At 42.5% G+C, this 22,412-nt stretch carries 20 protein-coding genes, 1 tRNA gene and 1 other annotated feature; of the genes, 15 read left to right on the forward strand and 6 right to left on the reverse strand.

Going from position 1 to position 22,412, the window contains the following annotated elements; all coding sequences use genetic code 11:
* Positions 1 to 444 precede the first annotated feature (444 nt).
* Complete coding sequence (locus NWP17_RS07995) at positions 445 to 939, forward strand: NUDIX hydrolase (protein WP_280654403.1); 495 nt, start codon at positions 445 to 447, stop codon at positions 937 to 939.
* Positions 940 to 975: 36 nt separating this feature from the next.
* Positions 976 to 1,806: an alpha/beta fold hydrolase gene (locus tag NWP17_RS08000; protein ID WP_280654382.1), complete on the forward strand. Its 831-nt coding sequence runs from the start codon at positions 976 to 978 to the stop codon at positions 1,804 to 1,806.
* A gap of 98 nt (positions 1,807 to 1,904) precedes the next feature.
* On the opposite strand, the gene NWP17_RS08005 is transcribed toward NWP17_RS08000, so the two are convergent.
* On the reverse strand, positions 1,905 to 2,762 hold the full coding sequence (locus tag NWP17_RS08005) for a pantothenate kinase (RefSeq protein ID WP_280654383.1): 858 nt from the start codon (positions 2,760 to 2,762) through the stop codon (positions 1,905 to 1,907).
* 110 nt (positions 2,763 to 2,872) lie between these two features.
* Here NWP17_RS08005 and NWP17_RS08010 point away from each other — a divergent pair, with 110 nt between their 5' ends.
* On the forward strand, positions 2,873 to 4,597 hold the full coding sequence (locus tag NWP17_RS08010; RefSeq protein ID WP_280654384.1) for a diflavin flavoprotein: 1,725 nt from the start codon (positions 2,873 to 2,875) through the stop codon (positions 4,595 to 4,597).
* Positions 4,598 to 4,689: 92 nt separating this feature from the next.
* Positions 4,690 to 6,399 (forward strand): diflavin flavoprotein, encoded by a 1,710-nt coding sequence (locus NWP17_RS08015; protein WP_280654385.1) that lies wholly within the window; start codon positions 4,690 to 4,692, stop codon positions 6,397 to 6,399.
* Between the two features lie 44 nt (positions 6,400 to 6,443).
* Here NWP17_RS08015 and NWP17_RS08020 read toward each other — a convergent pair whose 3' ends face one another.
* Both NWP17_RS08020 and NWP17_RS08025 read right to left on the reverse strand, forming a co-directional pair.
* Positions 6,444 to 7,028: a Uma2 family endonuclease gene (locus tag NWP17_RS08020; protein WP_280654386.1), complete on the reverse strand. Its 585-nt coding sequence runs from the start codon at positions 7,026 to 7,028 to the stop codon at positions 6,444 to 6,446.
* On the reverse strand, positions 7,025 to 7,570 hold the full coding sequence (locus NWP17_RS08025) for a phycobiliprotein lyase (RefSeq protein ID WP_280654387.1): 546 nt from the start codon (positions 7,568 to 7,570) through the stop codon (positions 7,025 to 7,027). The genes NWP17_RS08020 and NWP17_RS08025 overlap by 4 nt, the downstream gene beginning before the upstream one ends.
* 356 nt (positions 7,571 to 7,926) lie before the next feature.
* Here NWP17_RS08025 and NWP17_RS08030 point away from each other — a divergent pair, with 356 nt between their 5' ends.
* From NWP17_RS08030 to NWP17_RS08040, 3 genes are all read left to right on the forward strand, one after another.
* Positions 7,927 to 9,360: an efflux RND transporter periplasmic adaptor subunit gene (locus NWP17_RS08030; protein WP_280654388.1), complete on the forward strand. Its 1,434-nt coding sequence runs from the start codon at positions 7,927 to 7,929 to the stop codon at positions 9,358 to 9,360.
* A 153-nt stretch (positions 9,361 to 9,513) separates the two neighbouring features.
* Positions 9,514 to 12,705: an efflux RND transporter permease subunit gene (locus NWP17_RS08035; RefSeq protein ID WP_280654389.1), complete on the forward strand. Its 3,192-nt coding sequence runs from the start codon at positions 9,514 to 9,516 to the stop codon at positions 12,703 to 12,705.
* A 116-nt stretch (positions 12,706 to 12,821) separates the two neighbouring features.
* Complete coding sequence (locus tag NWP17_RS08040) at positions 12,822 to 13,232, forward strand: hypothetical protein (RefSeq protein ID WP_280654390.1); 411 nt, start codon at positions 12,822 to 12,824, stop codon at positions 13,230 to 13,232.
* A gap of 66 nt (positions 13,233 to 13,298) precedes the next feature.
* On the opposite strand, the gene NWP17_RS08045 is transcribed toward NWP17_RS08040, so the two are convergent.
* Positions 13,299 to 14,240, reverse strand: a complete 942-nt coding sequence (locus NWP17_RS08045; protein WP_280654391.1) for a glycosyltransferase family 2 protein — start codon at positions 14,238 to 14,240, stop codon at positions 13,299 to 13,301.
* Between the two features lie 134 nt (positions 14,241 to 14,374).
* On the opposite strand from NWP17_RS08045, the gene rplS reads away from it, so the two are divergent.
* The 8 genes from rplS to rplL all read left to right on the forward strand — a co-directional run bounded on the left by rplS (position 14,375) and on the right by rplL (position 18,654).
* Positions 14,375 to 14,737 (forward strand): 50S ribosomal protein L19, encoded by a 363-nt coding sequence (gene rplS, locus NWP17_RS08050; RefSeq protein ID WP_280654392.1) that lies wholly within the window; start codon positions 14,375 to 14,377, stop codon positions 14,735 to 14,737.
* Between the two features lie 152 nt (positions 14,738 to 14,889).
* Positions 14,890 to 14,962, forward strand: a tRNA-Trp gene (locus NWP17_RS08055).
* Positions 14,963 to 15,243: 281 nt separating this feature from the next.
* A complete protein-coding gene (gene secE / locus NWP17_RS08060) occupies positions 15,244 to 15,465 on the forward strand; it encodes a preprotein translocase subunit SecE (RefSeq protein WP_280654393.1) in 222 nt (73 codons plus the stop codon).
* Entirely contained in the window at positions 15,465 to 16,094 is a 630-nt protein-coding gene (gene nusG / locus NWP17_RS08065; RefSeq protein ID WP_280654394.1) for a transcription termination/antitermination protein NusG, read from the forward strand. The genes secE and nusG overlap by 1 nt, the downstream gene beginning before the upstream one ends.
* 5 nt (positions 16,095 to 16,099) lie before the next feature.
* Positions 16,100 to 16,525 carry a 50S ribosomal protein L11 gene (rplK, locus tag NWP17_RS08070; protein ID WP_280654395.1) on the forward strand — a complete coding sequence of 142 codons (426 nt, stop codon included), beginning with the start codon at positions 16,100 to 16,102 and terminating at the stop codon, positions 16,523 to 16,525.
* Positions 16,526 to 16,635: 110 nt separating this feature from the next.
* Entirely contained in the window at positions 16,636 to 17,352 is a 717-nt protein-coding gene (rplA, locus tag NWP17_RS08075) for a 50S ribosomal protein L1 (RefSeq protein ID WP_280654396.1), read from the forward strand.
* A 55-nt stretch (positions 17,353 to 17,407) separates the two neighbouring features.
* Positions 17,408 to 17,576: a sequence feature (ribosomal protein L10 leader region), on the forward strand.
* Between the two features lie 29 nt (positions 17,577 to 17,605).
* Positions 17,606 to 18,163, forward strand: coding sequence for a 50S ribosomal protein L10 (gene rplJ / locus NWP17_RS08080; RefSeq protein WP_280654397.1), 558 nt, complete (start codon positions 17,606 to 17,608; stop codon positions 18,161 to 18,163).
* A 95-nt stretch (positions 18,164 to 18,258) separates the two neighbouring features.
* Complete coding sequence (rplL, locus tag NWP17_RS08085; protein WP_280654398.1) at positions 18,259 to 18,654, forward strand: 50S ribosomal protein L7/L12; 396 nt, start codon at positions 18,259 to 18,261, stop codon at positions 18,652 to 18,654.
* 67 nt (positions 18,655 to 18,721) lie between these two features.
* On the opposite strand, the gene NWP17_RS08090 is transcribed toward rplL, so the two are convergent.
* Positions 18,722 to 20,401: a protein kinase domain-containing protein gene (locus NWP17_RS08090; RefSeq protein WP_280654399.1), complete on the reverse strand. Its 1,680-nt coding sequence runs from the start codon at positions 20,399 to 20,401 to the stop codon at positions 18,722 to 18,724.
* A gap of 64 nt (positions 20,402 to 20,465) precedes the next feature.
* Positions 20,466 to 22,166, reverse strand: coding sequence for a serine/threonine protein kinase (locus NWP17_RS08095; protein ID WP_280654404.1), 1,701 nt, complete (start codon positions 22,164 to 22,166; stop codon positions 20,466 to 20,468).
* Positions 22,167 to 22,412 lie beyond the last annotated feature (246 nt).

Consider the following 22,412-nt stretch of genomic DNA (forward strand, 5'->3'; position numbering starts at 1 on the left):
CTGCAACTAGGAATCACGTAAACCATATCAGTTACTTATGTCATTGATATACTTTTGGCCTAGTTTTAGTAGTCTAGATATTTAACAGTATGCTAGTCTACCATATTTAATTGATTTCTGTCAACACCAGTCAAAATTCTTAATCCATTCCCAAGGTGCTGCTGATTGAGCGTTACTTCATTCCATCCCTAGACCAGATTTGGTTGGCTGTGTGGAAAATATGAAAATAGTGTTTCAGTATAATTTAGTATAAAAAAGCATCTAAAGAAACCAAAATTTCTTGGCAACCCATAGGAACATTGATATACTATACGAAAGTCATTGATTAATAATCTATCTTCAAGTACAAGTATATTTGTGTTAAAAAAAAATCCAACCTACAAAGATGGTTTTTATCTAAGTGATGGGAAATTACAAGACACAACACCCACACACAAGCTAAGTTTGAATATTATCGCTTTTTTTGCCACAGTTGCGGAGTCCACACGTAACTTATGGCGTGTAGGACAAACAGTACTGGGTATAATTTTCCGTCATCCCATTACTGGTGCTAGTATTATTCCCATTTTACCGGATGGGCGAATTGTATTGATTAAGCGGCGGGATGATGGCTGCTGGTCATTACCAGGGGGTATGGTGGACTGGGGAGAAGACATTGCTCAAACAGTTGACCGAGAATTGACGGAAGAAACTGGGCTGGAGTTGGTGAAAATTACTCGTTTGGTAGGAGTATACTCTTCTCCTGACCGTGATCCTCGTATTCATTCAATTTGTGTTGTGGTGGAAGCACAAGTTGAGGGACAAATGGAAATTCAAGACGGCTTAGAAGTTATGGAAATACAAGCTTTTACCCTTGACTCGTTACCTCCAGGAAAAATGTCTCATGACCACACTCGACAGCTACAAGACTACTTAAATGGCTTAACCACACTGGCGTAAAACTAATTTAGATTTGAGGTTTAACATTAAATTAAAATGGATACCCTATTCCGTAATTCCCGGAGGAAACTCTCCCAAGGGCTGATATTTTGGCGCGAAGCTGGCGCAGGGATTCCTATAGTTTTTTTACATGGTGCTTGGAATGATAGCAGTCAGTGGGTATCAGTGATTGATTCATTATCTGATAATTTCCATTGCTTATCACCAGATTTATTGGGGTTTGGTGAGTCAGAAAATGCTGATGTTCATTACTCGGTTGATTTACAGGTAGAGTGTATTGCTGAGTTTCTTAAAGCTGTACGATTGGAGAAAGTATACTTAGTAGGCTATTCTCTGGGCGGTTGGATTGCGGCTAGCTATGCTTTAAAACATCCAAACCAAGTTAGTGGTTTAGTTTTACTAGCCCCAGAAGGTGTTGGTACAGAAGGACAGGAAAAATATGTGCGGAAAATGCGAAAATTAATCAGCAGTCCACCAATACTATGGCAAGTTTTCAAGTTATTTCCACTTTTAAAGAAAATTCCTGGCTGGAAGGACAAAATTGACCAAAATTTTAGTCTGCGTCAGAAGTTGTTAGAAAATCCCACAGCTTGTCAATTACTATTCCAAAGGCGGAATTCAGAAATTGAAGCAGAATTACTGCATGAAAAATTGCCTTTGATGCAGGTTCCAGTTTTAATTTTGCAAGGGGGTCAAGACTTATTAGATGCTGTGGTTAAAAGTCAAACTTATACTAAACTACTACCTCAAGTGGAGTTAAAAATTATTGCCCACGCTGGTAATGATTTACCTGGTGTTTGTGCTGGAATTGTGGCTAGAGATATTCAGAATTTTATCATGGCTAATTCTAATTTTTGGAGCGGTTAATTGTGGTTTTTCCCTGGGGAATATTTTTAGTGGTAGTTATAGGTAATTTTGCCGAAATTTGATACAGTAGCTGGCAAGATGCCTACACTACAAGATTGCTATTTTTTATATTTATAATGGCACTGGGGATGATCAATTAAACTAACTATTTCTGCTATTCCCCAAAAGGTTAAATTGGGTTCAACAATTAAACCGGACGCAATTTCAGGAAACTGAAGTTGGAGAAGGTGTAATAATAACATGGCATCGCCCCCTTTAATGACAATTAAAGTTTTAGGATATAACTGCCACCAAGCGGTAGTAAAGTCTTTGATACTGGCTAATAAGGTGTAAATAATGCCACTTTTAATCGCGTCTTGTGTATTCATGGCAAAGCGTGGAGGTAATGACATTGTTGGTGTTTTTATCTGGGGTAACTGTCCGGTTTTTTCATTGAGAGTGGTAAATTGTAAACCCAGTCCTGGGAGAATTGCGCCGCCAACTAAACAGTGATGAGTATCTGCACCTGTAAAAGTGAGTGCAGTACCAGCATCAATTACCAGCATAGGAAAGCCCCATTTTTTTCCAGCCCCGCACAAGGCCAGGGCCCGGTCAATTCCCAAGGTTGGATACATATTCAATAGGGGGATGTGTTCTAAGGTAATCACACGCACATGAGGATGAGTTTGCCAAAGTTCCGTTTGCTGAGGAACAACAGAGGCTAAAAAAATGGGGGTATGAGGAAATTTTTTTTTGCTTATTTCTTTGCTGACACCGGGAGGAAAAAATTTAGATGGTAAATCCTGGATGTTTTGACATTTAGCTAGTTGCTGTGTGGTTGAATCCGGAAAATGGTCACTATCCCAAGTGGAGTCAAGGTTTTTACCTCTAAATAACCCCCAGTGCAGCCGGGAGTTACCAATTTCCAAAGCTAACCAAGGACTGTCTCGGTGTCTTCTGTGTCTCTGTGGTTTCACAGTTTTAATCTTTTAGGTACAGGATAATTTTTTCTGATCAAACTTAAGGATGAAGACGTGTCACAATAAGAGCAGAGGAAAAAATACTCATTGTGTCAAGGAGGCCAGCTATGGTAGCACTGGGGGAAAAAACAGCAAAACGGCTGACCATAGAGACTGTGAAAATTGCTCAAGAAACTACGGCAATTCGTTCTTTAGACTGGGATCGCGATCGCTTTGATATAGAATTTGGGCTGCAAAACGGTACCACTTATAATTCTTTTCTGATTCGCGGTGAGCAAACTGCTTTAGTTGACACTTCTCACGCCAAGTTTCGCCAGTTATATTTTGATACTCTGGCAGGGTTAATCAACCCCCAAGAAATTGATTACTTGATTGTTAGCCACACAGAGCCTGATCATAGCGGCTTAGTCAAAGACTTGCTGCAAATGGCTCCTGAAATTACAGTGGTGGCTTCTAAAGTGGCAATCCAATTTCTAGAAAGTTTAGTACATCAGCCATTCAATCGGCAAATAGTTAAAAATGGCGATCGCCTGGATTTGGGTAACGGTCACGAGTTGGAATTTGTCATTGCCCCTAATTTACATTGGCCGGATACCATATTTAGTTTTGATCATCAGACCAAAATTCTTTACACTTGTGATGCTTTTGGGCTGCATTATTGCTCGGATAGCACTTTTGACGAAGATTTAGCCAAAATAGAAGCGGATTTTAAATATTACTACGACTGCTTAATGGGTCCCAATGCCAGATCGGTTTTGTCCGCACTGAAGCGCATGGCTGAACTGAAAACCATCAATATGATCGCCACTGGTCATGGACCGTTGTTATCCTATCATGTGGAGGAATTAACTAAACGTTACTGCACTTGGAGTCAAAGCCAAACGAAGCCGGAAAACTCTGTGGGGATATTTTATGTTTCGGAATATGGTTATGGGGATGGACTAGCCCAAGCAATTGCCAAGGGTATCGGTAAAACTGATGTAGCAGTGGAAATGGTAGACTTAGGCGCTGGGGTAGATTTACAAGAACTGCGGGAATTAGTCAGCCGTTGTACAGGAATTGTGGTTGGTACGCCTCCTGTGAGCAGTAATGGCAATATTCAAGCAGCACTCAGCACGATTTTAGGATCTGTCAAAGAAAAACAAGCTATAGGTATATTTGAAACAGGTGGTGGAGATGACGAACCTATAGACACCCTACTCAATAAATTCCGTAACTTGGGATTAATGACGGTTTTACCGGCGATTCGCATTAAACAAAACCCAACGGAAAATACTTACCAACTTTGTGAGGAAGCCGGCACAGATTTGGGACAATGGGTAACACGCGATCGCAATATCAAGGCTATGAAATCCCTTGGTGCGGACCTAGATAAAGCATTAGGGAGAATCAGTGGCGGACTATATATTATTACTGCCAAAAAAGGCGAGGTTTCCAGTGCTATGTTAGCTTCTTGGGTTTCTCAAGCGAGCCTTAAACCCCTGGGGTTGTCTATAGCGGTGGCTAAGGACCGGGCTATTGAATCACTGATGCAGGTGGGCGATCGTTTTGTGTTGAATGTGTTAGAAGAAGGTAATTACCAAAAACTGATGAGACACTTTTTAAAGCGGTTCGCCCCTGGTGCTGACCGGTTTCAAGGTGTGAAAACTCAACCAGCCCAAAATGGCGCTCCCATCCTCACCGATGCTTTGGCCTACATAGAATGTGAGGTTATTAGTAGGATGGATTGCGGCGATCATTGGGTGGTGTATAGCAATGTTTACGAAGGACGAGTTTCTAAACCAGATTCCCTCACGGCTGTCCATCATCGTAAGGTCGGTAACCATTATTAAGGGAGTGTGTGGGGTTTGCTATGACACCCCACTCCTAGCCCCCTCCGCTTGCAGGGGGGGATAAGCATTATAAGACATAAAGGAACAAGGCTATGTCAATAAATAAACCCCGGGATGTTCAAATTCTTCCTGTTGCTACACATACTACAGTGGTGCGATCGCGTAGTTGGTCTAGACTGAGATTTGAAGTTGAGTATGCTCTGGCTAAAGGGACAACTGCAAATTCTTATATAATTCAAGCTGATAAAATTGCTGTGATTGATCCCCCTGGGGAAACATTTACTGAAATTTATTTAGGGGCTTTGCAGCAACGTATTAACTTAAAAACTATTGATTATTTAATTCTGGGTCACGTCAATCCTAACCGCGCTGCTACTATCAAAGCTTTGTGGGAAAGGTATCCGCAAATAACTTTTGTTGGTTCTAATCCCGGGGCGAAAAATTTACGCACTACTTTAGAAACAGAAGATTTACCAATTATGGTGATGCGGGGGGAAGAAACTCTGGATTTAGGTCAAGGCCATGAGTTACAGTTTATTCCTACTCCTAACCCACGTTATCCAGACTTGCTTTGTACCTACGACCCACAAACAGAAATTCTCTACTCAGATAAGCTGTTTGGTGCGCATATTTGTGGCGACCAAGTATTTGATGAGGGATGGCAAAGCATTAACGAAGACCGACGCTATTACTTTGATTGTGTCATGGCTCCCCACTCGCGTCAAATAGAAACAGCACTAGATAAAATCGCCGATTTACCTATGAGGATGTATGCCACGGGACATGGGCCTATAGTCCGGTATGGTTTAATGGAACTCACCCAGGCTTATTACCAATGGATTTCTTCTGGTGCATCTGATTTGACAGTGGCTTTGATTTATGCTTCGGCTTATGGCAACACGGCTACTCTAGCACAGGCGATCGCTCACGGTATCACTAAAGCAGGGGTAGCAGTAGAATCAATTAACTGTGAATTTACAGAACCAGAAGAAATTCGCGCAGCGGTGGAAAAATCTGCTGGATTTATTATCGGTTCACCCACCCTTGGCGGTCACGCCCCGACTCCAGTACAAACAGCACTGGGAATAGTCCTTTCTACCGCCAGTAGTAATCAACTTGCAGGTGTGTTTGGTTCCTTTGGCTGGAGTGGAGAAGCGGTTGATTTAATAGAAAACAAACTTAAAGACGCTGGCTATAGATTCGGGTTTGATGCTATTAGAGTTAAGTTCAAGCCTAACGATGTCACTTTACAAATGTGTGAAGAAGCCGGAACTGACTTTGCCCAAGCACTGAGAAAAGCTAAAAAAGTCCGTGTCCCTAGCCTTCCTGCTACAAATGTAGAACAAGCAGTTGGTCGTATTGTTGGTTCTCTGTGTGTAGTCACAGCCAAGGAAGGGGACATATCCAGCGCCATGTTAGCTTCTTGGGTTTCCCAGGCCAGTTTTAACCCACCTGGTTTAACTATAGCGGTGGCTAAGGACCGCGCTTTGGAAATGCTCATGCACTCAGGTAATAAATTTGTCCTCAATATCCTCAAGGAAGGGGCTCACATCGGCTTAATGAAACACTTTCTCAAACCTTTTGCCCCTGGAGAGGATCGATTTGCCAATGTTAGCATTGAATCGGCTGCCAATGGCGCTTTTGTTCTCACAGATGCTTTAGCATATTTAGAATGTTCTGTTCAAACTCGAATGGAATCTGGTGATCACTGGCTGGTTTATGCAACTGTGGACGGTGGTAAAGTATTAAAGTCGGATGGTGTGACAGCAGTACATCAACGCAAAACCGGAACTCATTATTAAGTTTTTGATACTGTATGTTTGGGTTATTTTATTTGTGTTTTTGCCTAAGTCCCGTTCAGAGTTTTGGGAAAAACGACATCTTCATAAATGTCAGAGATGGAACAGGAGAAATTCAGGCTGGTAAAGTGTACTTCTTGATTTTCTCCATAACTGTAAAGCTCCCATCTGCGCTCTGGATTACGCCTAAAACAATCAACACGGCGACGGTTTTGACTGATTAAAACATATTCTTGTAATGTTTCTAATTCTTGATAGTCAATGAACTTATCACCCCTGTCTAATGCTTCAGTGGAGGGTGATATAACTTCAATGATTAAACTGGGATAGCGTTTGAAATATTCAAATTTGGTATCTCGTTGGTCGCAAGTTACCATCACATCAGGATAGTAAAAAGTATCTAGAGATTCAATGCGTGCTTTCATATCAGCAACGTAAACACGACACCCGCTCCCGCGAATGTGATTTCTCAGCAGGGTAACTAAGTTAGCAGTAATTGTGACATGGGTATCACTAGCCCCTACCATTGCGTAAATCTGCCCCTGGATATATTCATGTTTAATCGGGCTGGACTTTTCATTTTCTAGGTATTCTTCTGGCGAAAGATAGGGGTGAGATGGGCTGAGAGTCATACAACTAAAATTCTTTTTTCCAAATATTGACCAATCATCAACTGCTCGCCAGCACGAGAAATAATTGTCTGTCTGGTGCGATATTTACTACCAATCAATTTTAACTCTTCCTCAAATACTGAACCGTTGTACTCAGTTCGCAAACATAGGGTTTGACTGTGGGAGAAGTAATATCTGGCGGTGACTGGTTTGGATGTGGCAAAACCGCGATCGCGATATAAGGTATTTCCTAAAACCCCGAATAATGTGGAACCTTGAGACTGTTTTTTCCCCTTGACCACATCTTTACTGTCCCAGGTGACTTGTGCGCCACAGACTAAACTCACTGAATCCGGTAAATGGTGCATCTGACTTAGATTTTGCAATTCATCACATCTTGATTCTAAAAACCGGATGGTGATCAAACTTTCCATCTCTTTTGTTTCACCCTCTGGCAAAGTGTAGTAGCGTCTTTCAGAACTCCAGTCACCAACTGATGCTCTGAAAAATTCGGCAATCTGGGACTCATCAAGGGTTTGTGCAAGTTGTAGCTGTGGTGTCACTTTTTATCTTCCTCGCCTGAGCAAAAATTACAGTTATCTCTATAATACCTCGAAACAAAACACAATGTTTAGTTATAAATCTTAATGTTATCTGAAATATGTACATTTATGTAAGAATAATTTTTACCTGCCAATACTTGTTTTATATTCTACCGTGAGTAAAACTAGAGAAAGTAGCTAACTATACAAAGATTTGATTTTAGTAAATGTTCAGAAAATATTTACTTGTTGCATAGTGAATGGTAAATATTTTATCGAGAAATCTAATCAATAAAAAGGCCGAAGAAACTACCATAAATTAGTAATAGAATACTCTGGAATTTACCACCAATAACTTCCTATTAGGAGCATAATAAATGATTTTGGAGAAAAAAACGCCTAATAAACAAGCACAATTACCAAGCTATAATGGCTGCTTAAATCAGGTAATTAATTGCCAATTACAAACAACAGCAACAGCTAATCGTTCTCTATCTATACCTATACTATTTATTACGTCTTTACTTGGTATTGGTTTACTAACTGCAAGTTGTGGATCAATACCCAAAGAATCTGCTCAAGCCCAATCTCAGCAACGCGGTAAAAAAGCACGGGGGGAGAAAGCAACAGCAGTAGATGCAGCCATCGCCCGCACTGGTTTATTGCGATTGCAACCAACCTACACCGGGAACACTACGCCATATCGTACTGTATCCCTGCGATCGCAAGTAGAAGCGAGGTTATTGGCTTTAAACTTAGATGTGGGTGACAAAGTGAACAAAGGGCAAAAAGTCGGACTGTTAGATGATGCCCTGTTATTAAAATCATTAAAACAGTCAGAGGCGGAACTAGCAGCGCTGAAGTCAGAAGTAACTAGGGCAGAAACTCAAGTCAGTAATGCCCGCGCAGAAGTTGAAAGAGCGCGACTAGAATTAATCCAAGCCCAGGCAGACTCAAAACGGCTACAAGAACTTGTCAAGGTGGGAGCCATCCCCCAACAAACGGCAGAACAAGCACGCACAAGGGCAAAAACAGCAGCCCAGTCACTCCGAGCATCGGAAGAACGAGTGCGTACAGAACAGCAGGTGGTAGCCTCTGCCCAAGGTAGAGTAGTAGCTCAACAAGCGCTAGTAGCTCAATTTCAAGAACGCAGATCCTACGCTCGCTTAATCTCCCCCATTACTGGTGTCATTACACAAAGAGTTACGGAACCGGGTAATCTCCTGCAACCTGGTAACGAAGTATTGCAAATTGCCGACTTTAGCCGCATCAAAGTATTAGTGCAGGTTTCGGAATTGGAACTGTCTCAAATTCAAGTAGGACAGTCTGTACAAGTTACCTTAGATGCTTTCCCCAATGAATCATTAATTGGCAGAGTCACACGGATTTCACCAGCTGCTGATGCCATCGCCCGCTTAATTCCGGTAGAAATAGTAATTCCCAATAACGACAACAAAATAGGTAGTGGACTGTTAGCCAGAGTTAAATTTGAAATCCAAACATCACAGCGAGTCATAGTACCCCAAACAGCGATTCAAAAAGCACCAGACAATCACGATAATTTGGCCGACAGCACGGCAACTAACACTGAGTCAGAAAATAATAGTGGTAAAGTTTTCATAGTTACAGATACAGAAGGTAAAATCAGGGTGACAGCCCGTGTGGTCACTTTAGGTAACAAAGCTGACGGTAAAGTAGAAATTGTCTCTGGCTTGCAAGCTGGGGAAGCCTATGTAGTCCGTAGTAGTAGATTATTAAAAGATGGTGATTCTGTAGTTCTTTCGGCTTTATCAGAAAAAATTAGTGATTAGCGTTGTTGGCATACCCACAAACCTAGAAGGTCGGTGATTCTTGGCGGTTCACTGCAACTTGCTACCGGAGTAGTCTGACAGTCGCTCCCGGTCCGTAGAAACCAGACTAACATTAACTAAAAATAACTAAAAATAACTAAAAATAACTAATAGATGCAGCAAACACAACAGGGCGAAGGATTTAGTATTACCACCATTTCCATCCGCCGACACATCGGCACACTGATGCTAACTTTGGCAGTGTTGGTAATGGGTATATTTTTTATTTTCAAAATACCTGTAGATTTACTACCATCAATTACTTATCCCCGAATTGGTGTGCGGATAGACGCACCGGGAATTTCTCCAGAAGTAGCTATTGATGAAATCACAAGACCATTAGAATCAGCTTTTTCCGCCACTGAAGGGGTGCTACAGATTTTTTCTCAAACTCGTGAAGGCCAGATAAGTTTGGATCTTTATTTTGCACCGGGGGGAAACATTGACCAAGCCTTAAACGATGCTTCAGCATCTTTGAATAGAGTAAGAAATAATTTACCAGATGCTATTGAAACACCCCGGCTATTTAAATTTGATCCTTCCCAGTTGCCGGTTTACGAATTTGCGTTAACTTCACCTTCTTTAGACAGCCTTGATTTACGTGTTTTTGCGGAAGAAGAACTAGCCAGAGAACTAAATGTTGTTTCCGGTGTGGCGGGGGTGGAGGTATCAGGAGGAGTAAAAGAAGAAGTTAGGGTGAATTTAGATTTAGATCGTTTACAAGCATTGGGTTTGAGTATAACTGATGTCCTGGATGAACTAAGAGACCGCAATCAAGATGTTTCTGGTGGTCGGCTTTTAGGGTCAAACTTGGAACCATTAACTAGGACGGTGGGACGTTTCCAAAATGCTGATGAAATTAAAAATCTGTCTTTTGAAGTTACTTCTTTCCCGGTTTCCAACAGCCAAACCCCAAACCCTAATCGCCGGGTTTATTTGCGAGATTTTGCTGAAGTTATTGATGGATCGGAAAGACAGCGTATTTATGTTTTACTGAATGGGGAAGCAGCAGTCAAAGTCAGTATTCAAAAACAGCCGGATGCTAACACAGTTAAGGTTGTGGATGATGTGAAAAAACGTCTGGTACAATTACAAGGGTCTGGTGTAGTTCCTGAAGGAACAATACTGACACCAACACTAGATGAGTCGCGGTTTATCCGCAATTCCATTGCTAATGTTACTACCTCTGGGTTAATTGGAACAGGACTAGCTGCTGTTGCGGTTTTATTATTTCTGGGTTCTGTGCGACAAACCTTGATTATTATTATTGCTATTCCATTAGCCAGTTTAACTGCCATTATTTTGATGGGAATGTTTGGCTTGTCTCTAAATATATTCAGCTTAGGGGGTTTAGCTTTAGGGGTGGGTATTGTGGTGGATAACTCCATCGTCATGTTAGAAAACATTGCCGAGGGTGCGGGTATAACTCCAGGGAAAAATAACAAAACTAGCCTCAATAGCAAACAACTGATTCAACAAGCTGAAAAAAGTAGTCAAGAAGTGGAATCAGCTTTAATTGCTTCTACTAGCACTAATTTAGTGGCAGTAATCCCATTTTTGCTCATTGGCGGCTTTATTTCACTATTGTTTAATGAGCTAATTCTGACTATTACTTTTTCTGTCACAGCTTCCATTGTCATCGCTCTTACCGTTGTGCCCATGCTTACTTCCCGGACTTTGGCATGGAAATTTTCTACGGGGTTGAGTAGGTTTTGGCTGTTACAAGCATTTAACCGTCGGTTTAATGCAGCCACAAATACCTACAGCCGTTGTTTGGCTATTGTGTTACGGTGGCGATTTTTAACGGTGGCGATCGCTATTATTTTACTTGGCGGTGGTAGTTTGTGGATGGCTCCCCAAATTCCTCAAGAAATCTTGCCTAGAATTAGTACTGGACAAGCCAGATTATCTGCTCAGTTTCCCCCCGGTACACCTCTAGAAACAAACCAAAAAGTTATGGCCATGGTGGATGAAATACTTCTCAACCAGCCGGAAACTGAATATGTTTTTTCTACTGCGGGGGGCGCACTTTTTGGCACAAATGTCATTGCTAATCCCCTCAGAGGTACTAGTACCATTACCCTGCAACCAGGAACTAATGTAGAAACTTACATAGAAAGAGTTACCCAAGAATTGAACCAGCTTAACTTAGTGGGAATTCGCCTACGTCTGTTACCTGGTCAGGTGCGGGGTTTAATTCTCAGCAACTCTCCCGCCCGGGGTGCTGATGTTGATATCATCCTTCAGGGCAATGATACAGACAGCTTACAACAAGCTGGTGTAGAAGTGTTAACAGCTTTGGAACAACAAGCCAATCTGGTAAGATTTCGCCCGGAAGCTGATGACCGTCAACCGGAACTGCAAATTAGACCCGACTGGGAGCGAGTGGCAAATTTTGGCTTAAATACTAAAGATATTGGCGATACAATTCAGACAGCTATACAAGGTACTATACCCACCCAAATACAACGCAGTAACCGTTTAGTTGATGTCAGAGTGCAGTTAAATGAAACATCGCTGCAAAGCGTTTCTCAATTGGCAAGATTGCCGTTATTTGTGAACAACAATCGCCAGGTGCGTTTAAGTGATGTAGCTACCATTACCACAGACCAAGCTCCGGGAGAAATTCAGCGCATTAATCAACGTCAGGTTGTTATACTTGCGGGTGATTTAACAGCAGGAGCTAGTCTCAGTGATGCTTTTACAGAGGTAAATAAAATTATCAATAGTATAAACTTGCCCCCTGGTGTGAGTGTGCTACCTAGTACCACGGCTTCATCTAATCAGGAACTACAAAACTCTTTAAAAATATTGGGGGGATTAGCTAGTTTTTTAGTTTTTGTGGTCATGGCAGTGCAGTACAATTCACTGATTGACCCTTTAGTAATTATGTTGACAATTCCTCTAGCTTTAGCCGGGGGGATTTTTGGGCTTTACATTACTAACACCGCTATCGGTGCAACGGTAATTGTAGGGGCGGTGTTGTTGGTGGGTATTGTTGTTAACAATGCTATCATTATGGTTGAATTAGCAAATCAAATTGTCCATAGTCAGAAGGTTGACCGCAAAACCGCTATTTTACAAGCTGCACCCCAACGCTTACGTCCAGTGTTAATGACTACTATTACCACAGTATTAGGGATGTTTCCCTTAGCTTTAGGAATTGGTGCAGGTTCGGAATTTCTCCAACCATTGGGGGTGGTAGTGTTTTCGGGTTTGTCTATGGCTACATTGCTGACGTTGTTTATTATCCCCTGTTTTTATACTATTCTCCATGATTGGCGGTGGGGAACAGGGAAGAACTAATCTAAAATCCAAAATCTAAAATTGATTAATCCCAAATTTAAAATCTAAAATTGATTCATAGCCCCTGTGACCCCCTAACTAGGGCTTTCCCATATCCTCTCATCAATATTGACACCATGAAAATTGAACGATTGCAAGAACTCAAGCAAAAACTAACTCACGAAGGGGACTTCTCCCATATCTGGTCATTTTATATGGATCATTTTGCCGATCATCGAGAATTTACTCAAATGGGTAAGCCTAGTTATAATGAATACCTAAATGCTATCCTCCAGAAAACTTGTCACCAAATGTTTGGTAGGCCAGTCAATATCACTCGCTTTTTGCTGATTTACATTCCAGAATATGGTTTATTTCATGGGCCATTCCAAGCGGAAGGGCGTATGGGAGGTTTGATTTATTTCGATGATATTAAAATTGGGTTAATTGCTGTGTCGGCAGATTATCCTCCTACCGATGAGGTTAAGTATTCTCGTTTTTCTGAGATGATTCAATTGCCAACAATAGGTCGAAATGATCTCAATTGATTGGGATTTTGGATTTTGGATTTTGGATTTTGGATTAGTTGTTACCTATTGTCTGTTTCCTGTTCCTTAAACTGGTAAAACCAACTTACGTAGACGAGAGTCCTGATAACGAGAGCGACGTGATAAAAAAGTTGTCCATAAAATTCGCCAAGAAGTCAAGGAAAATACTGTTTTATCTAATATCAATCGCAAACTTTGCCAGTTTCTTTGCTTGAGGGCGACTATAGCCCAATGTAGTTTCAGGTAATTTCTGATATTCTCGAAGTTGGGCAGATGAGGGCGGTGTTGTTCGTCAACTAAACCATAGATTTTTTCTTTAATTAAAATATTGGTTTCTAAGCGCCGGGACAAAGAAAATTTTTGATTATAAGCGCCCGGCCAAACAGTACGGTAGGCTAAACACTGATTTAAAAAAACTGCATCACCAAACTGAGCTATGCGAAGCCAAGAGTCAATGTCATCACAGTTAGCGTCCAGTTGTGAGTCCCAACCATCGGTTTGGCAAAATGCAGCCCGGCTGCAAGCTACCTGAACAGGTGTACCAAAGGGAAGCATATCTAGGAGCATACCGTAGTGAATGTCAGCTTGTGGGATATAAAAAGCTAAACCGGGGCCTATTTGTGGAGTTCGACTTAGTTCAGTTTCACTACTATCAACCTGGGCTGCTATACAAGAACATATGACAGCACCGGGACACAAGGCGATCGCTTTGGTCATTTCTGCTATACAATTAGGGGCTAGGTAGTCATCATCATCCAAAAACTTAATCCAGTCACCGCTTGCCTTTTCTACTCCAGTGTTGACCGTGGCTGCATGACCTTTGTTAACCTGATGGCGATGATAAACAACAGAATTACCCAAGCTGTTGATGTACGCTTCAGTTTGATCAGATGAACAGTCATCGGCAATAACTACTTCACAAGGTATGGTTTGGTTAAGAGCAGAGTCAATGGCCCGTTTTAGCAAGTTTAAACGGTTATAGGTAGTGATAACGATGCTAAATTTCATTATTTGATGCCTGTAACACAAGTTTTTGTCTATTGTAATCGGACAAACTAGCCAAATTTTGATCTAAACCAGTAGACTGAAATGGGATGATCGATTTATCATTAATGATTGTGAGTTTTTAAAGCAGTAAAGCCATGAGCGCTCAAGAGATTATTCGCTCCATTGAGGAGGAACAACTCAAATCTGACCTGCCCATCATTTATGTGGGCGATACCGTCAAGGTGGGAGTTAAAATTCAGGAAGGGCAAAAGTTTCGCGTACAGCCCTACGAAGGCGTAGTCATCGCCAAACGTAATGGAGGCATTAACGAAACTATTACAGTCCGCCGCGTATTTCAAGGCATTGGCGTGGAACGGGTATTTTTATTACATTCTCCCCGCATCGACAATATTAAAATCATTCGTCGAGGTAAGGTCCGCCGTGCTAAACTATATTACCTGCGCCAACGTGTGGGTAAAGCCACCCGGATTAAGCAACGGTTTGACCGTTCTTTGTAAATTTCGGCTCAAAGTATGGGAGAAATTTATACTGGCAAGCGGCATTTACCCCTAAATTTGATCCTCCGACAAAAATAAGGTATGATCAAAAGCGAAAATTGCGCTATACTAAAAAAAGGTTCAGCGCAATAACTGAATCCAACGCACCCTGTGCGCTCTTAGTTCAGTTGGTAGAACGCAGGTCTCCAAAACCTGATGTCGGGGGTTCAAGTCCTCCAGGGCGCGCTTGAAAGCAAAAAATATAGCCCGAAACAAAAGTACACCTGTTAATATGGCAGTGATTACTAATGGTTTCGGGCTAAACAACTTTAGTATTACTTAACAGTTGGCGGGTCTTTTGCTTCCAGTGAGTATAATGGAGTTAAAACAGTAGATAGAAAACTGTTACCGAATTTCTACTCCCATAGATCCTGAAGGATAAAAAAGTAATTACCCATATTTTTGAGGGAATAGAGGTGTTACCGTGAACGGTAAAGCTGCTATGACAAACGGGAGGTTAAAGGACAATGGGCAAAAAGAATGAAGTAGAAATGCCAGGAAACACTAGTGGGTTTAGCTTGGTCAACTTCTATCAAGGTACAAAAGAAGAACTGGAAAAAGTAGTCTGGCCTAGTCGCAAGCAACTGGTGAGTGAATCGGCGGGTGTGCTATTAATGGTTACACTCTCTGCATCTTTGATATACTTGGTCGATGGATTGTTCGGTTGGGTAGCACAACAGGTATTCTGATGACTTCTGCAACAGACGAACCATACAATTCAGCCCAGCAGCCTGAGCAAACAGCGGAAACAGCGCCTAAAGCACGCTGGTATGCAGTGCAAGTGGCATCAGGCTGCGAAAAGCGCGTAAAAACAAATTTGGAGCAACGTATCCAAACTTTTGACGTAGCTGATAAGATTATTCAAGTGGAAATTCCCCACACGCCTGCAGTAAAAATCCGTAAAGATGGCAGTCGTCAGCACACGGAGGAAAAAGTTTTTCCCGGTTATGTGCTGGTGAGAATGGTTATGGAAGATGATACATGGCAAGTGGTGCGAAACACAACCCACGTGATTAATTTTGTGGGAGCAGAACAAAAACGCGGTGGTGCTAAAAGCCGTGGTCACGTAAAACCAGTACCTTTAGGTCATTCAGAAGTAGAACGGATTTTTAGACAGACTAGCGCACAGGAGCCGATTATCAAGGTTGATATGGCTACTGGTGATAAGATAGTCGTGCTTTCCGGTCCTTTTAAAGACTTTGAAGGCGAGGTAATTGAAGTCAGCCCAGAGCGAAGTAAGTTAAAGGCCTTGCTCTCGATTTTTGGGCGAGATACACCAGTAGAGTTAGAATTTAGTCAGGTACAAAAACAGAGCTAACACAAATGGCGAAGAAAGTAGTGGCGGTCATTAAACTGGCCCTGAATGCTGGAAAAGCCAACCCAGCACCACCAGTGGGTCCCGCATTGGGTCAACATGGTGTTAATATTATGATGTTCTGCAAAGAGTACAATGCCAAAACAGCAGACCAAGCTGGAATGGTGATACCTGTAGAAATATCGGTGTTTGAAGACAGAAGTTTTACATTTGTCCTCAAAACGCCGCCAGCATCTGTACTAATTCGCAAAGCAGCGAAAATAGAAAGAGGCTCCAATGAACCCAACAAAAAAACGGTTGGGTCAATTACCAAGGCTCAATTGCAAGAAATCGCCAAAACCAAAATGCCTGATCTCAATGCCAATGATATAGAAGCGGCGATGAAGATTGTGGCAGGTACTGCCAAAAATATGGGCGTAACAGTGTTAGATTAGTCAAAACCGGAAATCAGGGGAGTGAGTAAAACTCTCAACTCTTAAGATATTTACTGTAATCACTTGATGGGGGGAGAGATTAAGTCTCGTAATTACCCCAGGAGAAAAAAATGGGAAAAAAAATATCGCGCCGGATGCGGGCGCTGCTAGAAAAGGTAGAAGATCGGGAATATGCCCCCATAGAGGCTTTAAGTCTGCTGAAGGAAACAGCAACAGCTAAGTTTGCTGAAGCAGCAGAAGCTCATATCAGATTGGGCATTGATCCCAAATACACAGACCAACAATTGCGGACAACAGTTACACTGCCCAAGGGTACTGGGCAAACTGTCCGGGTAGCAGTCATCACCAGAGGTGAAAAAGTTGCAGAGGCGAGCAATGCGGGTGCTGATATAGTCGGATCGGAGGAGCTAATTAGCGAAATTCAACAAGGTATGATGGATTTCGACAAGCTCATTGCTACACCAGATGTGATGCCACAAGTGGCAAAGCTGGGTAAATTACTAGGTCCACGGGGTTTGATGCCGTCCCCTAAGGGTGGAACGGTGACCTTTGACCTGGCAAGTGCGATCGCGGAATTCAAAGCTGGTAAATTGGAGTTCCGGGCAGATAAGACGGGCATTGTTCATGTTATGTTTGGGAAGGCTTCTTTCTCCCCGGATGATTTATTGGTAAACTTGAAGGCGTTGCAAGAAACTATTGACCGAAACCGTCCATCAGGAGCCAAGGGTCGTTATTGGCGGACAATTTATGTAGCCTCCACTATGGGACCGTCAATTAAAGTTGATATCAACGCTCTACGGGATTTAAAAATGACCGAAGCGGCTTAATTGGTAACGGAGAAGAAAGAGGTTTTCTTGAACTCAATTACCTACCCCCCCAAAACAAACTAAATAAGCAAAGCCGGAGACAGCAGGGGCTATAGGCTTAAATATCCTGCCGAGGTTAAAGCTCAAATTACCTGAATTATCACCCATCTAGGTGTGACCAATCAGGTGTGATGGGTTTTCCTCAACCGCCCCGGCTAAAGCAGCTGGGGTTAATTGTTTTCGCTGGGGTAATTTATCAAAAGTAAAACTAAACATGGGTAGAACGCTAGAAAACAAAAAAGAGATTGTTGCGGATCTCAAAGCAAGTCTAAGTAAGTCAACTTTAACACTGGTAATTGATTACCAGGGGCTAACAGTTGCTCAAATCACCGACTTACGCAAGCGTCTCCGTCCCAGTGGTACTGTTTGTAAGGTGACTAAAAATACCTTTATGGGCATCGCCATTGATGGTGACAAAAACTGGGAACCACTTGGGGAATTTCTCAAAGGTTCTTCTGCTTTTTTGCTAGTTCCAGAGGATTTTTCATCTGCAATTAAGGCTTATCAAGAGTTTCAGAAGGCGACCAAGAAGACAGAACTTCGTGGTGGCGTTATGGAAGGTCGCCTGTTGAAAGAATCTGATGTCAAGGCTTTAGGAGACTTGCCATCTAAGGAGCAACTGATGGCGCAAATTGCAGGAGCTATCAACGCCTTAGCTACTAAAGTGGCTGTTGGTGTCAACGAAGTTCCCAGTTCCTTGGCTCGTGCTTTGCAAGCTGTGGCTGATAAAGATAAAGACCAAGGCGCTAGTACCGAGGGTGCGGCTGAATAAGCGTCCCTAGACTACACCAAAATTTCCCAAGTTTAATTTCCCTATGAAAGCTTGGGGTCAGCAACAACAAAATTTAGATTACAGGAGTTATATCAATGTCTGCTGCAACTGATCAAATTCTCGAACAATTAAAAACTCTGACTTTGCTAGAAGCATCTGAGTTAGTCAAGCAAATTGAAGAAGCCTTTGGTGTGAGTGCTGCTGCACCTGCTGGGGGAATGATGATGATGGCTCCTGGTGCTGGTGCTGCGGCTGCGGCTGAACCTGTGGAGGAACAAACCGAGTTTGATGTGGTGCTGGAATCAGTACCAGCTGATAAGAAGATTGCTGTACTGAAGATCGTCCGGGAATTGACCGGTTTAGGTCTCAAAGAAGCGAAAGACTTGGTGGAATCTGCGCCTAAAGCTGTCAAAGAGGCTCTGCCCAAAGATGCTGCTGAAGATGCTAAGAAGCGCATCGAGGAAGCTGGTGGTAAGGTAACTGTTAAGTAGTCAAGTTAGCTTCCACAAACTTTAATTTGACGGAGTTTTAGAACAAGCCTGCATGAGCAGGCTTTTTTTAGTGTAAATCAGCATCCCAGATACCAATATAAATCCGATCCTGTTGATTGCGTTCAATGACACCTTTTAATTTACCCACATTAAAGGAGTATCGCTGAGTTTGGCGATCGCGTACTTTTTCCAGTCCCTGCTTAATTTCACTATTAACATTACCAGCAAGCATTCCTTTTAATGTTCTTTGCATTACTTCTGGATCAACAGATGGGGCAAAAGCTACTTCAGTTTGGCGTAATACTCCGGTTTTTCGGTCAAATAAGTAACCAAGGTCAACTTGATCTTCTAACTGATACAGAAAAGCCTGAGTATTCCACAACCCTTGAGAATTTCTACTGGGTTTACCTAAAGCTGCTTTAACTGCATCTTGAGAAGTTCCTGTGGGAAATGCTGGCACATTTAAAGTTCTGGTGTTACTAGGAACATCTGGGGTTGGGGTTGGTTCTGGGGGTTCTGGGGTTGGTGTTGGTTGTGGGGGTTCTGGGGTTGGTGTTGGTTCTGGCTGTGGTTGTAGGGGTTGTACTGTAACAGGAGGTTGTATAACTTGCTGATCTAAGGGTGAGGGGGAGGATGGGGGCGCAGGGGTTGGTTTGTTAAAATTTTCGGGATCAGAAAATGGTGTGGGTTGTGGTAGACTGGTAATGGCTTCTTGTTGCTGTGGTTGGGGAATGAGGCGAGAAATTACCACTCCACCAATTAAGCCACCTAAAACTAAACTGCTGATAATTAAACCAGGATTTGGGGATTTTCGGCTAGGAATGGTTGGCGCGGGAGATATTGCTTGGGTATGCTGAGTGGATGCAATATTGGTAGGACTTGGGTTGACTGTAGGCTTAGTCAGGGAATGGGAAGTAATATCATGGCCAGATTTTAAAGCATATAGCATTTTACTGGCGGTACTATAGCGATCGCTCACGTGGGGCTGAATGGCTTGATTAATTACTTTGGCTAAATGTGACGACACATGGGGGGCGAACTCTTCCCAGAGAATTTCCCCGGTTTGCGGGTGTGTTGGTAATTCTGGTGGGTGTTTTGCTGTGAGTAAATAAACAGTAGTCAAGCCTAAGCTATAAATATCACTGGCATAAACCGGTCGTCCTAAAGCTTGTTCAGTGGGCATATACCCCGGTGTACCAATCACAAGCGATCGCGTGGGATGAGGTGAGGAACTAACTACTGAACGTATAGTTTCTTTCACAGCGCCGAAATCAATTAAAAATGGCTGATGATCACTTGAGCGCAAAATAATATTATCTGGTTTGATATCCCGGTGAATAATACCTTTACTGTGGACATAATCTAATACTGATAACAAACTAAATAGAATTTCCCTAACGGCAGTTTCCCCCTGCTGTTTTTTGGTTTCCACAATATTGGTTAAAGTTTGCCCTTCAATCCATTCTTGAACCAAGTAAAACAGTCCATTCTCGCAAAAGTACGCATATAATTTGGGGATTTGGTCACTACTATCACCCAAATATTCTAAAGTAGCCGCTTCCCTCTCAAAGCGCTGTTGAATGATTTGGTAGGTTTTCTGGTCATTGGCTATGGGTTTGAGTTGCTTGATTACACAGCGACGGCGAGAAGGCATATAAGTATCTTCTGCCAGAAAGGTTTGCCCAAAGCCACCAGCACCTAAAGTTTGAATTACTTGATAGCGATTATTCAGCAGTGTTATGGTCATGAAAGTCTACAAGCGATCGCCTTTTGTAAATGTACATCAAATACTGAGACGGGTATTACATCGGTTATTTCACCTCACTAACCACCCATCTGCTATTGCTGGCATCCCATAAAAGGTAAAAACGCAGAGAACCAGCAACTCGTTTTCCAGTCTTCATCAAGTATTGAAACTTAGCATTCACGGTGGCTGTGTTTCCACTGGCTGCTAATAAACTAACTTCTTCAACACTCACACTGTCAACTTCCCCTCCCCACCAGTTGATATAAGAAAGATAACCTTCTGGGTGAAGGCGTTGATTATTTTGCAGACTGGGAGCTAATAGATTCCAGGCGGTTTCATATTTACCCTGATTAATATTGACATAATAATTCTGCACTGCTTCAGTTGGTGATGATCCAAGTATTTCTGACTCCACCACAGAAGGAGAAGAGGACGGTTGATCAGGATTGAAAGGTGATGTTACTGGATTTGATGCAATGGGACTTGGTTCTGGAATCTCCTCAGATGGACTATTGACCGGTGGTGTAGTACCGGGTACTTGAGCCTGGTTAATATCTGGTGCTTTCAATGTTTCCGTTGACTGTTCCCATTGACTGGGTGGTGTTACTGGATTTGATGCAATGGGACTTGGTTCTGGAATCTGCTCAGATGGACTATTGACCGGTGGTGTAGTACTGGGTACTTGAGCCTGGTTAATATCTGGTGCTGTCAATGTTCCCGTTGACTGGGTAACTGGTTGAGGTGGTCGATTGAGGGCAAAACCAATAATAATGGCAGTACCTATTAAACCACCCACAATTACACTACTCAGAAAAACTCTCTGTGCAGGGACTTGAGTGGGGGGTGGAGAAGTAGACCCTGGACTAACTGTAACCGTGGGTTGAGATGGGGGCGCATTTGCTGCTAGGGGGTGTTGATAAGGTACTGTGGGAGGTATGCTACTTGACCCCAATTGTAATGCTAAGAGCATTTCTCTAGCACTGGCAAAGCGATCGCGGGGATGATAGGCAATAGCTCTGGTTATCACTTCTGCCAATGTGGGGCTAATATTGACAGCGTGTTGATACCAGATAATTTCACCGCTGCGAGAATCCAACTCTAACTCTTGGGGCTGTTTGCCAGTTAATAAATAAATTGCTGTCAAACCTAAACTATATAAATCACTAGAATAAACTGGTCTGCCCGCGGCCTGTTCACTGGCCATATATCCAGGTGTACCGATGACAATGGAACTGGTGGGATGACCTTGGGAGTTAACCACTGTAGCCATAGATTCCCGCACCGCGCCAAAATCAATTAATACTGGTTTACCGTCGCCATAACGCAAAATAATATTATCTGGTTTGATATCCCGGTGAATAATGCGCCGGAAGTGGATGTATTCTAACACTGGTAACAAATTTAGTAGCATTTCCGCCACAGCACTTTCCCGCCATAACCCCTGTTTTTGCAGTTTGGCTGTGAGGGTGTCGCCAGAAATCCACTCTTGTACTAAATAAAATTGTCCCTCTGCTTGAAAGTAAGCATACAATGTGGGGATTTGGTCACTATTTCCACCCAAATCTTCTAAAATTGCTGCTTCTCTTTGAAAGCGTTGCTGTACCAGTTGGTAAATTTGGGGATTATTTTCTATTGGTCGTAGCTGTTTAATTACGCAGCGACGACTAGAAGGCATTTGGGTATCTTCTGCCAGAAAGGTTTGCCCAAAGCCACCAGCACCTAAAGTTTGAATTACTTGATAGCGATTATTCAGCAGCATTTGTATCAGTTAACGCCATATGGTAGAAAAACTATAGTTATATATTTTACAATTTTTCTCCACTAGTCAACCGGGCGCACTTCCAAGGATGTCTGAGAAGTGCCAAAATTCACAGGACTTACGCAACTGGCACAGGCGATCGCTATATTATAGTATTTGTGTACTGAAATAAGTGACACAACTAGCACAAATAGTGGGCGGGCTTCGCGGTAGCAAAGCGACAAATTGAATCAAACCAAACACATAGAAATA

This window comes from Chrysosporum bergii ANA360D (assembly GCF_029891735.1).
Lineage (GTDB): Bacteria > Cyanobacteriota > Cyanobacteriia > Cyanobacteriales > Nostocaceae > Umezakia > Umezakia bergii.